The sequence below is a fragment of the Streptomyces sp. NPDC037288 genome, from assembly GCF_055603265.1.
On sequence record NZ_JBVJVY010000003.1, the window covers coordinates 298059 to 312324 of the forward strand.

Sequence of the window (14266 nt, forward strand, 5' to 3'; positions counted from 1 at the left end):
GTGTGGTGGTGGGGGTGGGGAGACAGGACCTCCCCCTCTCCCTCCCCCCCCCCCCCCCCCCCCCCCCCCCCCCCCCCCCCCCTCCCTCGCCCCCCCCCCCCCCCCCCCCCCCCCCCCCCCCCCACGGCGAGTTCCTGCGCCGGGCCCGCGCCCACTACCGCCGCTACCGGGTCCCCGGCACCCGGATGCGACGGCGGAACATCCTGGTCCGCTTCGGTCTGCACCGCACGTTCCGGGCCCTGCAGCTGTCCTCGGCCGGGTGCCGGCGCACGCTGAAGGCGGTGGTGAAGCTGGCCCGCGCCGTGCGCACCGGCGCGCTGCGGCTGCACTACCGGATCCAGCTGCGGCTGCCCGTCCGCGCCGACCGGGCGGTGTTCGCCTCCGGTGCGGGCCGCGGCCACGGCGGCGACCCGGGCGCCCTGGAGGAGGCGTTCCGCGCGCACGTCCCGCACATCCGCACCGCGTGGATCACCCGCCCCGAGTACCAGCACACGGTCCCGCCCGGGCCGCGCCGGCTGCGGCCCGGCACGGCCGCCTACTGGACGGCGCTGGCCCGCTCCACGTACCTGGTCACCGATGATGTCCTGGACCGGCGGCTGCGCAAGCGGCGCGGGCAGGTGGTGATCCAGACCCGGCAGGGCACACCCCTCAAGCACATGGGCCTGGACCTCCAGGAGCGCCCGGCGGCGGCCCACGGCACCGACTTCGCCGAGCTGCTGCGCGGCGTCGACCAGTGGGACCTCGTCCTGTCCGGCAACCGGCACTCGACGCTGGTCTGGGAGCGGGCCCTGCCGGGCCGCTACACCACGCTGGAGTACGGCGCCCCGCGCAACGACGCCCTCCAGCGGGCGACCTCGGCGGACGTGGCCCGGCTGCGCGAATCGCTGGGCATCCCCGAGGGCGCGGTCGCGATCCTGTACACGCCGACCTTCCGCGACCACCAGCGCACCCAGGACCCTCCGCTGGACCTGGAGCGGATCGCCCGCCGCCTCGGCCCGCGCTTCGTGATCCTGGCCCGCCCCCACCCCACCCGCGGCGGCCCGCTCGGCACGGGCACCCGGATCATCGACGTCGGCGACCACCCGAGCGTGCAGTCGCTCTGCCTGGCCTCGGACGCGCTGCTCACCGACTACTCGTCGATCATGTTCGACTACGCGGTCCTGGACCGGCCGATCGTGGTGCACACCGGCGACTGGGAGGCGTACCGGGCGGCCCGCGGCGTCTACTTCGACCTGCGCGCCTTCCCGCCGGGCGCGGTCGCGCGCAGCGAGGACGAGCTGATCGACATCTTCGCGACCGGCCACTGGCGCGGCTCGCGCTCGGCCCAGCTGCGGGCGGCGTTCCGGGAACGGTTCTGCCCGTACGACGACGGGCGCGCCGCCGAGCGGGTCGTACGGCATGTGGTGCTGGGCGAGACGGGCCGGCCGCGGGTGGTGCCGCTCGCGGAGCGCAGCCCGGTGCCGTCCGCCTGCACGCGTTCGCCGCTGGCCACCGTGGCGCAACCTTCCGGTTCCCTCCCCGTCACCGAGAGGCGCTGAACAGCGTTGGTCCCTGCGGGAGTTCCCCTGCACCTCGGCTCGACGCGGCCCACCCCGAGCCGGCCGTCCACCTGGCGTCCGGCGGGGCGGCCCGGTCGCGGGTCCGGCGTCGTACGCGGGACACGTGTCCGCAAGACAACAGAAAGAACAGAATGCCCCGCTTCAGCATCATCGTCCCGTCCCACGGGGTCGCGGCCCGGCTGTCCCAGGCGCTGGACTCGGTTCTCGGCCAGTCCTTCGGCGATCTGCAACTGATCCCGGTCTGCGACGCCCCCGACTCCCCGGCCGCCGCGGTGGCCGCCGGATACGCGCAGCGGGACTCCCGGGTGACCCCGGCCGACTCGCCGCCGTCCGCCGGTCTGAGCGGGGCGCGCAACGCCGGGATGCGGGCGGCGACCGGCGCGTACGTGCTGTTCCTCGACGGCGACGACGTGCTGCTGCCGGGCGCGCTCGCCGCGCTGGACGCCCGGCTGACCGAGACCGCCGGCGTGGACGTGCTCCATGTCGAGCACGAGCGCGTCCCCTGGTGGGAGGGCGAGCCGGCCAACCCGGCCGCGCCGCTGCTCGCGCGGGCCCCGGAGGGCGCCTTCGCCCCCGCCGACCTGCCGGAGCTGACCGGCGTGCAGCTGCCGGCGTGGAGCGCGCTGTACCGCCGCGCCTTCCTCACCGAGCATCGACTCGCCTTTCCCGACAGCTGCTTCACCGACCTCGGCTGGGGCGGCCTGGTCACGATCGCCGCCGGGCGGATCGCGGTGCTGCGCCGGGTCGTCGTACGGCACCGGCTGCGCCGGCAGGGCAGCCGGCTCAACCTGCCCGGCCCGCACCAGCACGACCTGCTCGACCAGGTGGACCTGGTGCTGACCCGGGCCGCCGAGGCCGCCCTGCCCGCCGAGCGGATCCGGCCGCTGTTCGAGCAGTTGTTCTCCCGTGTGCTGAAGACCGCGTCCCGGCCGGAGCGGCTGCCGTCCGGGCACCGGGCGTTCTTCCGCCGCGCGGCCCGCCTCTACCGGCGCCACCGGCCGGCCGGCTTCCGGCCGCCGGGCGGCAGCCTGGGGGTGCAGCACCGGCTGCTGGCGACGGGCGCGTACTCCGCGTTCCGCGGTCTGCGCGGCGCCAACCAGGTGGCCTCCGGGGCCGCCGAGCGGCTGCCGCGCCCGCACATGCTGCGCACCCGGCTGCGCTACGCCCGCGACCTGCACCGCCCGCTCGACCCGCACCTGGCCGTGTACTGCGCCTACTGGGGCCGGGGCTACACCTGCAACCCGGCCGCGATCCACGCCAAGGCCCGCGAACTCGCCCCGCACATCCGCTCGGTGTTCCTCGTCGAGGCCGGCCAGGCGCACGCCATGCCGAAGGACGTGGACCACGCGGTGATCGGCTCGCGCCGCTACTGGGAGGTGCTGGCCCGCGCGACCTACCTGATCAACAACGCCAACTTCGCCGATCAGATCGTCAAGCGGCCCGGCAGCGTGCATCTGCAGACCCAGCACGGCACCCCGCTGAAGACGATGGGCGTGGACCAGTCGACGTACCCGGTGGTGGCCGCCCAGTCGGGCAGCTACACCCGGCTGCTGGGCCGGGTGGACCGCTGGGACTTCAACCTCTCCGCCAACCGCCACTCGACCCAGATGTGGGAGCGTGCCTTCCCCGGCTCCTACGAGCACCTGGAGTACGGCTATCCGCGCAACGACGTGTACTGCACGGCGACCGCCGAGGACGTGGCGCGGATCAGGCGGCGGCTGGGGGTCCCGGAGGGCAGGACCGCCGTGCTGTACGCGCCGACCCACCGCGACCACCACACCGGCTTCGAACCCGGGCTGGACCTGGAGGCGTTCTGCGCGGCGGCCGGCGAGGACGTCGTCGTACTCCTGCGCGCCCACTACTTCTACGACCGGGGCGGCTCCCAGGGCTCGGACCGGATCATCGACGTCACCGCGCACCGCTCCACGGAAGACGTGTGCCTGGCCGCGGACGCGCTGGTCACGGACTACTCGTCGATCATGTTCGACTACGCGAACCTGGACCGGCCGATCGTCGTGTACGCCGACGACTGGGACGTCTACCGGGAGACCCGGGGCGTCTACTTCGACCTGATGACCGAGCCACCCGGCCCGGTCGCGCGCACCCCTCAGGAGCTGGCCGCCGTCTTCCGTGACGGCTCGTACGCGGGTGAGGAGGCCAGGGCGCTGCGGGCCGCGTTCCGGGAGCGGTTCTGCGAGTTCGACGACGGCCGGGCCGCCGAGCGGGTCGTACGGCGGGTGCTGCTCGGCGAGCCGCCGGAGGCGCTCCCGCCGGTGATCCCGCTGGCGGAGCGCGTCCCCGCCCCCGCCGCCGCGACCCTCGTGAGGAGCTGACCCGCCGTGCCCCGCTTCAGTGTGATCGTGCCCTGTTACCAGGTGCAGGGCTTTCTGCGCGAGTGCCTGGACTCGGTGCTGCTGCAGTCCTTCAGCGACTTCGAGCTGATCGCCGTGGACGACCGCTCCCCGGACGGCTGCGGCGCGATCCTCGACGAGTACGCCGGGCGCGACCCGCGCGTGAAGGTGCTGCACCTGCCGGAGAACGTGGGTCTCGGGCGGGCCCGCAACGCCGGGATGCGGCAGGCCACCGGCGACTACCTGTTCTTCCTGGACAGCGACGACACCCTCACTCCGGGCGCGCTGCGGGCCGTCACCGACCGGCTGGCCGAGGCCCGGGACCCGGACGTGCTGGTCTTCGACTACGCGCGCACCTACTGGTGGGGCGGCACCCGGCGCAACGTCCTCGCGCACGTCCTCGGCGAGGCCGGACCGGGCACGTTCACCGCCGACGAGTTCCCGCAGATCCTGGATCTGCTGATGGTGGTGTGGAACAAGGTCTACCGGCGCCGGTTCGTGGAGTCGGAGGGCTTCGAGTTCCCGCCCGGCTACTACGAGGACACCCCCTGGACCTTCCCGGCCCTGCTCAGCGCCCGGCGGATCGCCACGCTGGACCGGATCTGCCTGAACTACCGGCAGCGCCGGCAGGGCAACATCCTGTCCACGACCAGCCGCAAGCACTTCGACATCCACGACCAGTACGCACGGGTCTTCGCGTTCGTCGAGCAGCGGCCTGAGCTGGCGCACTGGCGGCCGTATCTGCACCGCAAGATGGGCGAGCACTGCCTGGACATCCTGGCCAAGCCGGACCGGCTGCCACCCGCCGACAAGGCCGAGTTCTTCCGGCGTACGGCGAGGATGTTCCGCGACCACCGGCCCGAGGGCGCCCTGGTCGACGGCGAGGTCCGCCTGCTGGAGGGCTCCTGGACGGCGTACCGGATCAGGCGGCAGGCGGCGCGGGCCGGGCGGGAGACGGCACGGCGCGCGGACCTGGTCCGCGGCACGGCCACCGCGCGGGCCCGCTCCGGCTGGGCGTCCCTGCACACGCACCGCCCGCTCGACCCGCACCTGGTCGTCTACTCGGCGTCCTCCCACCGGGGCGTGCTCGGTGACCCGGCCGCCGTGTACGCCAAGGCCCGCGAGATCGCCCCGCAGCTGCGCGGGGTGTGGGTGGTCCGGGACGCCGAGACCGCCGCACAGCTGCCACCCGGCGTCGAGCACGTGATCGTGGGCTCCCGGCGGTATCTGGAGGTCACCGCGCGGGCGGCGTTCTTCGTCAACGACGTCAACTGGCCCGGCGCCCTGGCCAAGCGGCCCGGCAGCGTGCACATCCACACCCACCAGGGCACCCCGCTGAAGTACATGGGCGCCGACCTGCGGGACAAGCCGGGCGCCCGGCTCGGCTTCGACGTGCCGCAGATGCTGCGCCGGGCCGACCGCTGGGACTACAGCCTGGTCGCCAACCGCCACTCCGAGCTGGTCTGGGAGCGGGCCTACCCGTGCCACTTCACCTCGCTGCGCACCGGCAGCCCGCGCAACGACGTGCTGGTGGACGGCGGTCCGGGCGACTTCCGCGAGCGGCACGGCATCCCGGCGGACCACACGGTCGTGCTGTACGCGCCGACCCGCCGGGACTACCGCCGCGGCGGGCACGTGGACCGGATCGACCTCGCCCGGTTCGCGGCCGACCTGGGCGAGGGGCGCACCCTCGTGGTCCGGCTGCATCCGTCGCTGGCGAACGGGCCCGCGCGCGGAATGGGCCTCGCGGAGCTGGCCCGGCGCGGGATCGTGGTCGACGCGACCGGGGAGCCGCGGGTGCAGGACGTCCTGCTCGCGGCGGACGTGCTGGTCACCGACTACTCGGCCGTGATGTTCGACTACGCCAACCTGGACCGGCCGATCGTGGTGCACGCCGACGACTGGCCCGCGTACACGGCGAGCCGGGGCGCCTACTTCGACATCACCGCCGAGCCGCCGGGCCATGTCGCGGGCTCCTACCGGGAGCTGGCGTGGCTGTTCGCCTCGGGGTCCTGGCGGGACGAGGAGTCGGCGCGGCTGCGGGCGGACTTCCGGGCCCGGTTCTGCGAGTTCGACGACGGCCGGGCCGCCGAGCGCGTCGTACGGACGCTGCTGCTGGGTGAGCCGATGAGCGGCGAGGGCACGGTACGGATCCCCGGCCAGGCGGCCGGCCGGGACGCGCTGACGTCGGCGTGACAGCACGCGTGCGAGGGTGCCGCCCCCTGCCCGGCACCCTCGTCACGCCTGTCCTGCGGGCTTACTCGATGACGAGGTCGACCTCGACGTTGCCGCGGGTGGCGTTGGAGTAGGGGCAGACCTGGTGGGCGGTCTCGACCAGCTTGCGGCCGGTCTCCTCGTCCACGGTGCCGGGCAGCTCGATGCGCAGCGTCACCTTCAGCCCGAAGCCCTCGCCCTGCTTGCCGATGCCGACCTCGGCGGTCACCGCCGCGTCGGTGACGTCCACCTTCGCCTGCCGGCCCACGAGGCCGAGGGCGCTGCCGAAGCAGGCGGCGTAACCGGCGGCGAAGAGCTGCTCGGGGTTGGTGCCCTGGCCGTTGCCGCCCAGCTCCACCGGCGGGGCCAGCTGGAGGTCGATCGTGCCGTCGGAGGAGACGGCGCGACCGTCGCGGCCGTGGGTGGCGGTGGCGACAGCGGTGTAGAGCGCGTCCATGAAGACCATCCCTTACGAAGTCGGTGGTTCCGGCGGCCCCTGTCCTGACCGCCTCACGACCACAAGTAGAGCACACAATTAAGTTGTGCACAACTAAATGGACCGCAAGAGCTACCCTGGAGTCATGACCGACACGGAGTGGCTGCGCCTGGACCGCCAGATCTGTTTCTCGCTGCACGCGGCGTCCCGCGCCTTCAACGGCGTCTACCGCGTGATCCTCAAGGACCTCGGACTGACCTACCCCCAGTACCTCGTGATGCTCGTCCTGTGGGAGCAGGGCGACCTGCCCGTCAAGGCGCTCGGCGAACATCTGCGGCTCGACTCCGGCACGCTGTCCCCGCTGGTCAAGCGGCTGGAAGGGGCGGGCCTGGTGCGCCGGGAGCGCAGCGCGCAGGACGAGCGCTCGGTCCGGGTCCGGCTCACCGGGGAAGGTGCGGCACTGCGCGAGCGGGCCCTTCAGGTACCGCGCCGGATCGTGGGCGCGACCGGCTTCGACCTGGCGGAGATCGCAGAGCTGCGCGACCGCCTCGACCGGCTCACCACCGCGCTGGACGCGGCAGCGCTGGCGGAGGGGCACCAGGCCTTGTCCTAGAGTGCCGCCATGGGCAGGCGCAGGGTCCGCCGCATGACGGTGGAAGGCATCGTGTACGGCTGGTGTTTCGGGCACCGGCACGATCGCGTGCGGGGCTACCGCGGCTGCGGCAGCACGGTGACGCTGTGGCGTCCCGGGAGCCGGGCCTGCCTGCGCCTCGTGTTCCAGCCGGCATCCGGCCGGGCCATCGCCGACGGCTACTTCGACGAGGGCGCGGTGGTGCGCCTGCAGGACGGGGAGCATCTCAGTCTCCACGAGCCCGGCAGCGTCCGGGCGTTGCTGGACGAGGCCCTGGTCCGCGGGCTGTTTCCCGCGGTGGGATCGGTGGAAGTGGACGGCTGGCCCCTGTTCGACGCCGTACGCCCGCAGGCTCCGCCGGACGCGTCCTAGGCCCACCGGCCGACGCGGACCGGCCGACCCCGCCCGAGGGGCGCGGGCCGTGGGGCGCGGACGTACAGCCGTACGGTCGTCCCGTCCCGCGGGATGTCCTCCCGCTCGGTGAAGTCCCTGCGCAACACGGCGAGTTTGGCCCGCTCGACGGGACTGCGGGGGCTCCAGCGCCCGGCGAGCAGGTCCGGGTCCGCCACGACCCACACCCGGTCCAGCCGCGCCAGCCTGCGCCGCACCTCACGGGGGCCGGCCTCCCGCCCGTACAGGGTCCCCGACTCGGGCGCCCCCTCCACCAGCGTCACGTCCCGCACCCCCCGGAACGCCCGCGGATAGGCGAGGGCCACGTTCCGCACGCTCCCCGGCAGGAACACCACCGCCTCCCCCGGCCTCACCTCCCGCGCCACCGCCCGGGAAACCGCCCCGAAGTCATCGGCCCGGCTACCGGGATCACGGTCCGCGCACAGGAGGGGGAACTGGACGAGGAGGGCGAGGCAGACCGCGAGAACACCGGTCAGGGTGCCGAAAGGGAACCGCGGCAGAGGGCGGCCACCGAGCCGCAGGCGTCCCACGGCCCCGGCCACCCGCTCGGCCCCCGCGGCGACCAACAACGGCGCCCCGCTCAACGCGTACAGCACATACCGGTCGACATACAGCGGCGAGAGCTGGGAAGCCGACATCAACACCACCGGCGGAACCGCGGTCAACGGCAACGCCACCCCCGGAAGAGTGATGTGCCCCCGTCGCCCCACCAGCCCCGACAGCCCCACCAGGGCAAGGACCAGACACACCACGTACACCCCGGTTGCGGGCCCCAGAAACCCCCGCAACAACCCTTCCGCCGAAGACGCCGTGGGCCTCCGCAGCCACGCCACCTGCGCCGCCTGCCCCCGCGACACCACCACCACCGGCAGCAGCGACAGCACCACCACGCCCGCCGCACACCCCCAGCCCCGCCACACCCGCAGCCCCGCCCGGGCCAGCGCCAGCGACCCCGCGTGGGCGCACAGCAGCAGCACCGCGAACTCGTGCAGCCAGCAGGTGAGGCCGAGGACGGCGCCGTACGCCCACCAGGAACCCCCCTGCACCGCCCGCACGAACAGCAGCGTCGCGCCGGTGGCCCCGGCGGCGACCAGGGCGTAGGAACGGCCCTCCTGCGCATAGTGGCCGGCCATCGGCGCGACGGCGTACAGCAGCCCGGCCCACAGCCCGACCCGCGGCCGGGCGAGCCGGGTGCCGAGCGCCGCCACCAGCGCGGCCGTCACCGCCGCCGCACCCACCGACGGCAGCCGCAGGACGACCTCGCCTGGGCGGACGGCGAGCACGGTGTGCACGAGGAGGTAGTACAGACCGTGCACGGCGTCCACGTCGTGCAGCAGCTGCCAGATCTGCGGCACCGTACGCCGCCCGACCTGGAAGCTGACGGCCTCGTCCCGCCACATCCCGCCCCGGTCGAGCCCCCAGAGCCCGGCCCCGAGCATCACGAACGCGGGCACGCACACGGCGACCCGGCGGCGGATGCGCGCCCGGTGACCCTCCGACGGATGCCCCGTCCCACCGGCCGCCGCGACGGCTGTCGTTGCAGCCGCCTTGCCCGACTGCGCTTTCACAGGAAGCCCGACGTTCACCACGGCCCGATCTTTTGTGATTAGCCAACCTTTTAGGCGCCATGACGGCGTATCAGCGGGGACACACCATCCGTGCGGCTTAGGCTCCCATGTGATGAACCGTCTCCGTGTCACCCCCGGCCCGGTCCTCGCCGTCACCGCTCTCTGGCTCACCACACGTGCCCTGATGCTGTGGCTGCTCGTCCACGACAACGACCCGCTGCTCGGCGGGGGGTCGGTGGCACGCGAGGTATGGCGGTTGTACTTCAGCTGGTACGGCGTCCTGGCACACGGCTCCCTTCCGGCGCACGACACGCTGTGGCAGTACCCGCCGGGTGCGGGCGTGGTGCTGCTGGTGCCGGGCCTGCTGCCGTGGTTGACGTACTTCCAGGCGTTCGTGGTGCTCACGCTGGCCATGGACGCGCTGGTCACGGCGGCACTGGCCCGCGCGGGCGCGCGTACCGGGCGCAGCCTGCTCGGCGCGGCCCTGTGGACGGGCGGACTGCCGCTGCTGCTGCACGTCCCGCTCGCCCGGTACGACGTCCAGGTGACGGGCCTGGCCGTGCTCTCCCTGCTGGCGCTGGGCCGCTCCGCGCGCGCGGGCGGGGTGTTCGGGGCGCTGGGTGCGCTCGTGAAGGTGTGGCCGGCGCTGGTGCTGCTGGGCACGCCCCGGGGGCGGGTGACCCGCCGGGCGTGGGGGTGGGCGGTGGCCGCCGGGGCCGGCTCACTCGGCGTCCTCGCCGTGTTGTTCGACCATCCGCTGTCCTTTCTGCGGCAGCAGGGCGGGCGCGGGGTGCAGATCGAGTCGCTCGGCGGTACGGCGCTGAATCTCGCGCGGCACACCGGCTGGCCGGGCCGGGCGCGCTACCGGTACGGCGCCGTCGAACTGGTCGGCCCGGCCGTGGACGCCGTCGCCACCGCCTCGCTGGCGCTGACCGCGGTCGCCTGCGCGCTGCTGGTGCTGTGGCGGGTACGGGCGCGGCGCTGGAACGAGGCCACACCGTACGACGCGGCGCTGAGCGCGGTGCTGCTGTTCACGGTCACCAGCCGGGTGATCAGCCCGCAGTACATGGTCTGGCTGCTCGGTCTGGCCGCCGTGTGCCTGACCTCGCGGCACACCAGTCAGCGGCCGGTCGCGGCGCTGGTCCTGGCGGCGACCGCGGTGAGCGCCGTGGTGTACCCGATGTGCTACCGCGAGGTGATCGGCGGCACCTGGCCCGGCTGTCTGCTGATGCTGATCCGCAACGGAGTCCTGGCGGCCGCCGCCGTGCTGTCCTTCGTCCGGTTGTGGCGGGCCGCGGAGGCGGATGGAAAGAACCTGCAAACGACGGAACCCCGACCCGATTCCGACCGTCTTCCGGACCGACTGCTAAGCAGCTCTTAACGGAATATTACCCTTCATTTCTACGCTCCCGGCCTGTGGATTCCATGCGACCCGACCCGCCCGACACACCCGACCGGCCAGATCCGCCCGTCAGTCCGGACACCGCCGAGCCCGAGCCCGCGCCGCAGGTCGGTGTCGTCGTCATCGGCTACAACGACCGTGCGCACGTCGCTGACGCCGTCCGTTCGGCACTCGCCCAGGGTCCGGCGGTCACCGAGGTCGTCGCCGTGGACGACTGCTCGACGGACGGCAGCGCCGATCTCCTCGACCGGCTGGCCGCCGACGAGCCCCGGCTGCGGGTGGTGCGCCGGCACGTGAACAGCGGCGGCTGCGGCAGCCCGCGCAACACCGGGATCGACGCGGTGACGACGCCGTACGTGATGTTCCTGGACAGCGACGACGTACTGCCTGCCGGTGCGGTGGACGCGTTGCTGACGGCGGCCACGGGGGCGCACGCCGAGGTTGCGAGCGGCCTGTGCGTGCGCCGGGAGCTGCCCTCGGGGCGCGAACAACCCTGGCAGGCGCCCCTCTACACGGCGCACACCACCCTCGCGCGCCCCTCCCAACGGCCGCGCCTGGTCCACGACACGCTGTGCGTCAACAAGCTGTACCGCACCGACTTCCTGCGGGAACACGGCATCCGCTTCCCGGAGGGCCGCTTCCTCTACGAGGACATCGTCTTCACCGCGCGCGTGCTGGCCGCCGGCCCGCGCATCGCGCTCGTACCGGAGCGCGTGTACGTGTGGCATGTGCGCCGTTCCGCCGAGCGGCTGTCCCTCTCGCTGGACCGGGAGCACATCGACAACTGGCAGGCGCGCGTGGAGGCGTGCGCGCAGGCGTACGACACCCTGCTGAGCGCCGGGCAGAAGGAGCTGGCGCGGGCGGTGCGGGCCAAGTTCCTCGACCACGAGGTGCGCATGTACACACGCGAGCTGGGGTTGCGCGACGCGCACTACCAGCGCGCGTGGTGGGCGCACACCCGGGAGTACCTCGCGCACTACGAAGCCCCCGACTGGGAGTTGAACCCGACGGCGCCCGGGCGGTTGCTCGCGCGGGTCGTCCTGGAGTCGCCCGAGCCGCGCGACCTGCCCCGGCTGCGCGAACTGGCCGCACGCCCGGCACGCCTCCTGCCGCCCTACGCCCGCACCGCCGACGGTGCCCCCGTCTGGTCCGCCGACCTTCCCCAGGTCACCCTCGCGCCGTTCCTGACCCGCCCGGTCGCCGGCCTCCCGCTCGCCCTCGACGCGGAACTGCATCCACGCGCGCGTGCCTCGCTGCTGCGCCTGCGGCTGCACGAGCTGTACGGCAGAGTGGCCGAGGGGGGCCCGCGCGAGGTGGACGTGGAGTGGGTCTCGCGCGACGACGAGCGGACGCGCGGACGCACGACGGTTCCGCTCGCGCCCTCGGGCACGGACAGCTGGTCGGCTGAGCTCCCCGCCGACCTGGCCGCGCTCGGCGCGGGCACCTGGGACCTGCGGCTGACCGTGCGCTTCGCGGACGGCACGCAACGGGAGGTCACGGCGCACGCCCTGGCGGGCGCCGGCAGGCTGCGCCGGCGCGCCGTCCCGAGCGCCCGGCACGGCGTGCTCCTGGTGCAGCCGTACGCCACGCACTCCGGCGCACTGGCCGTGCGCATGGCGACCGGCGTGCGCGGGGTCGTACAGGTGCTGCGCGGCCGGCTCCGGCGCCTGCTGCGCTGAGCCGCCCGGTGCGTCACCGACGCGCCCGCTGCTTGACTGAGAGATGCCCACCGCCGCGCCACGCGGCGGAGCGGGCCGACTGACGAGGAGACGGCCGTAATGACCTGGCTGATCACCGGCGGTGCCGGATACATCGGGGCACACGTCGTACGGGCGATGACCGAGGCGGGCGAGCCCACGGTCGTCTACGACGACCTGTCCTCGGGCGTCGCCGAGCGCGTACCGGCACAGGTCCCCCTGGTGCGGGGCTCCACCCTGGACGCGGACCGGGTGGCCCGCACGCTCGCCGAGCACGAGATCACCGGGGTGGTGCATCTGGCGGCGAAGAAGCAGGTGGGCGAGTCGGTGGAGCGCCCGCTGCACTACTACCACGAGAACGTCGAGGGCCTGCGGGTCCTCCTGGAGGCGGTGACGGCAGCGGAGATCCCGTCGTTCGTCTTCTCCTCCTCGGCCGCCGTCTACGGCATGCCGGACGTCGACGTGGTGACGGAGGAGACCCCGTGCCGGCCGATGTCCCCCTACGGTGAGACGAAGCTGGCCGGCGAGTGGCTGGTCCGCGCGGCGGGCAGGTCGACCGGCATGTCGACCGCCTCCCTCCGCTACTTCAACGTGGCGGGCGCGGCCGGCCCCGAACTCGCCGACACCGGCGTGTTCAACCTGGTCCCCATGGTCTTCGAGAAGCTCACCGCGGGGGCGGCGCCGCGCATCTTCGGCGACGACTACCCGACCCCCGACGGCACCTGCGTCCGGGACTACATCCACGTGGTCGACCTGGCCGAGGCCCACGTCACCGTCGCCCGCGCCCTGGCCTCCTCCCCCGGCACCGACCTGACCCTCAACATCGGGCGCGGCGAGGGCGTCTCCGTCCGCGAGATGATCGACCGCATCAACGCGGTCACCGGCTACGACCGCCCGCCGACCGTCACCGCGCGCCGCCCCGGCGACCCCGCACGCGTCGTCGCCTCCGCGACCCGCATCGCCACCGAGCTGGGCTGGCAGGCCAAGTACGACGTCCAGGACATGATCACCTCGGCCTGGGAGGGCTGGGTGCACCACCACCCGGAGGCGGCACGGTCGTAGTCCGCACCGATGAACGTTGCGACGGGGGCGGCGCGGGCCGGAGGTGATCTGCGGCCCGTACATGGCCGGTCACGCCTGTGCGGCGGGGCCGTACACCGGTACGGCCCGGGGCCTCTTCGGGGTGCTCCCCCTCACAGCGCCTTGAGCGCCCCCGCCGTAGCCCGGGCCAGGTGCTCCAGGTAGCCCTTCGGCAGCTTCGGGGTGCGGATGACCACCGCACGCCAGTACAGCGGGCCGGAGATCAGATCGAGCGCGAGGTCGGGGTCGAGCCCCGCCCGTACCTCGCCCCGCTCCTCCGCCGCGGCCACGATCCTGCTGGCCACGCCCTCCTGACCGTCCCGCAGGGCCTTCTGGAAGGCGTCGGCGATGTCGGGGTTGCGGGCTGCCTCCGCCTGCAGGTCGGGGATGATCTGCGAGGCGACCGGGTGGCGCAGGGCGCGGGACGTGACCTCGTAGAGGAGGCGGAGGTCGCCCTCCAGGGAACCCGTGTCGGGGGCGGGGAGGCCGAGGACCGCCATCGCCGACACCACGTCCAGGACGAGGTGCAGCTTCGAACGCCAGCGCCGGTACACCGCCGTCTTGCCGACGCCCGCGCGCCGCGCGATGCCCTCGATGGACATGCGCGCGTATCCGACGGCCGCCAGTTCCTCGAAGACCGCCGCGCGGATCGCCTCGGTCACGTCCTCCCGGAGCACGGCGGCCCCGGCGGGGGTCCGGCGGCGCGTACGCGTCGGCGACTCGTCGGCGTTCGTGGTCATGACGCACAGCATAGGCCGTTACGACGAAACGGTTGCGTCCCGACGTCGATTGGTTCTACGCTCGCGTTGCGACGATACGGTCCCGTCCCGACGTAAGAGAACGTGAAGAGAAGCGTAAAAAACGCGCGAAGCGGAGGAAGCGCCGGACGACGGACCCACACGACGCGCCCCGGCCGG

10 protein-coding genes and 1 pseudogene are annotated in these 14266 nt (G+C 73.7%); 8 read left to right on the forward strand and 3 right to left on the reverse strand.

The window, feature by feature from the left end; all coding sequences use genetic code 11:
• Positions 1-124: 124 nt before the first annotated feature.
• The 3 genes and pseudogenes from ACZ7GZ_RS05480 to ACZ7GZ_RS05490 form a co-directional block, all read left to right on the forward strand.
• Positions 125-1538 (forward strand): annotated as a pseudogene (locus tag ACZ7GZ_RS05480) (CDP-glycerol glycerophosphotransferase family protein); the annotation flags it as partial.
• A 152-nt stretch (positions 1539-1690) separates the two neighbouring features.
• Positions 1691-3892 carry a bifunctional glycosyltransferase family 2 protein/CDP-glycerol:glycerophosphate glycerophosphotransferase gene (locus ACZ7GZ_RS05485; protein ID WP_471021180.1) on the forward strand — a complete coding sequence of 734 codons (2202 nt, stop codon included), beginning with the start codon at positions 1691-1693 and terminating at the stop codon, positions 3890-3892.
• A gap of 6 nt (positions 3893-3898) precedes the next feature.
• Positions 3899-6106, forward strand: a complete 2208-nt coding sequence (locus ACZ7GZ_RS05490) for a bifunctional glycosyltransferase/CDP-glycerol:glycerophosphate glycerophosphotransferase (RefSeq protein WP_471021181.1) — start codon at positions 3899-3901, stop codon at positions 6104-6106.
• 61 nt (positions 6107-6167) lie between these two features.
• Here ACZ7GZ_RS05490 and ACZ7GZ_RS05495 read toward each other — a convergent pair whose 3' ends face one another.
• The gene (locus ACZ7GZ_RS05495) at positions 6168-6581 is read right to left on the reverse strand and encodes an organic hydroperoxide resistance protein (RefSeq protein ID WP_471021182.1); all 414 of its coding nucleotides are present in this window, start codon (positions 6579-6581) and stop codon (positions 6168-6170) included.
• A gap of 97 nt (positions 6582-6678) precedes the next feature.
• Here ACZ7GZ_RS05495 and ACZ7GZ_RS05500 point away from each other — a divergent pair, with 97 nt between their 5' ends.
• On the forward strand, positions 6679-7173 hold the full coding sequence (locus tag ACZ7GZ_RS05500) for a MarR family winged helix-turn-helix transcriptional regulator (protein ID WP_471021185.1): 495 nt from the start codon (positions 6679-6681) through the stop codon (positions 7171-7173).
• Positions 7174-7182: 9 nt separating this feature from the next.
• Positions 7183-7563, forward strand: coding sequence for a hypothetical protein (locus ACZ7GZ_RS05505; protein WP_471021186.1), 381 nt, complete (start codon positions 7183-7185; stop codon positions 7561-7563).
• Here the strand turns inward: ACZ7GZ_RS05505 and ACZ7GZ_RS05510 are convergent.
• Positions 7560-9041 (reverse strand): glycosyltransferase family 39 protein, encoded by a 1482-nt coding sequence (locus ACZ7GZ_RS05510; protein ID WP_471021253.1) that lies wholly within the window; start codon positions 9039-9041, stop codon positions 7560-7562. The two genes, ACZ7GZ_RS05505 and ACZ7GZ_RS05510, sit on opposite strands and share 4 nt — an antisense overlap.
• Before the next feature lie 241 nt (positions 9042-9282).
• Between ACZ7GZ_RS05510 and ACZ7GZ_RS05515 the strand changes: the two genes are divergently transcribed.
• The 3 genes from ACZ7GZ_RS05515 to galE all read left to right on the forward strand — a co-directional run bounded on the left by ACZ7GZ_RS05515 (position 9283) and on the right by galE (position 13331).
• The gene (locus tag ACZ7GZ_RS05515) at positions 9283-10551 is read left to right on the forward strand and encodes a glycosyltransferase 87 family protein (protein WP_471021188.1); all 1269 of its coding nucleotides are present in this window, start codon (positions 9283-9285) and stop codon (positions 10549-10551) included.
• 44 nt (positions 10552-10595) lie between these two features.
• Positions 10596-12251, forward strand: a complete 1656-nt coding sequence (locus ACZ7GZ_RS05520) for a glycosyltransferase (RefSeq protein WP_471021255.1) — start codon at positions 10596-10598, stop codon at positions 12249-12251.
• A 99-nt stretch (positions 12252-12350) separates the two neighbouring features.
• A complete protein-coding gene (gene galE, locus ACZ7GZ_RS05525; protein WP_471021189.1) occupies positions 12351-13331 on the forward strand; it encodes a UDP-glucose 4-epimerase GalE in 981 nt (326 codons plus the stop codon).
• Between the two features lie 131 nt (positions 13332-13462).
• Here the strand turns inward: galE and ACZ7GZ_RS05530 are convergent, their stop codons facing one another.
• Positions 13463-14089, reverse strand: coding sequence for a TetR/AcrR family transcriptional regulator (locus tag ACZ7GZ_RS05530; RefSeq protein ID WP_471021190.1), 627 nt, complete (start codon positions 14087-14089; stop codon positions 13463-13465).
• Positions 14090-14266: the final 177 nt, after the last annotated feature.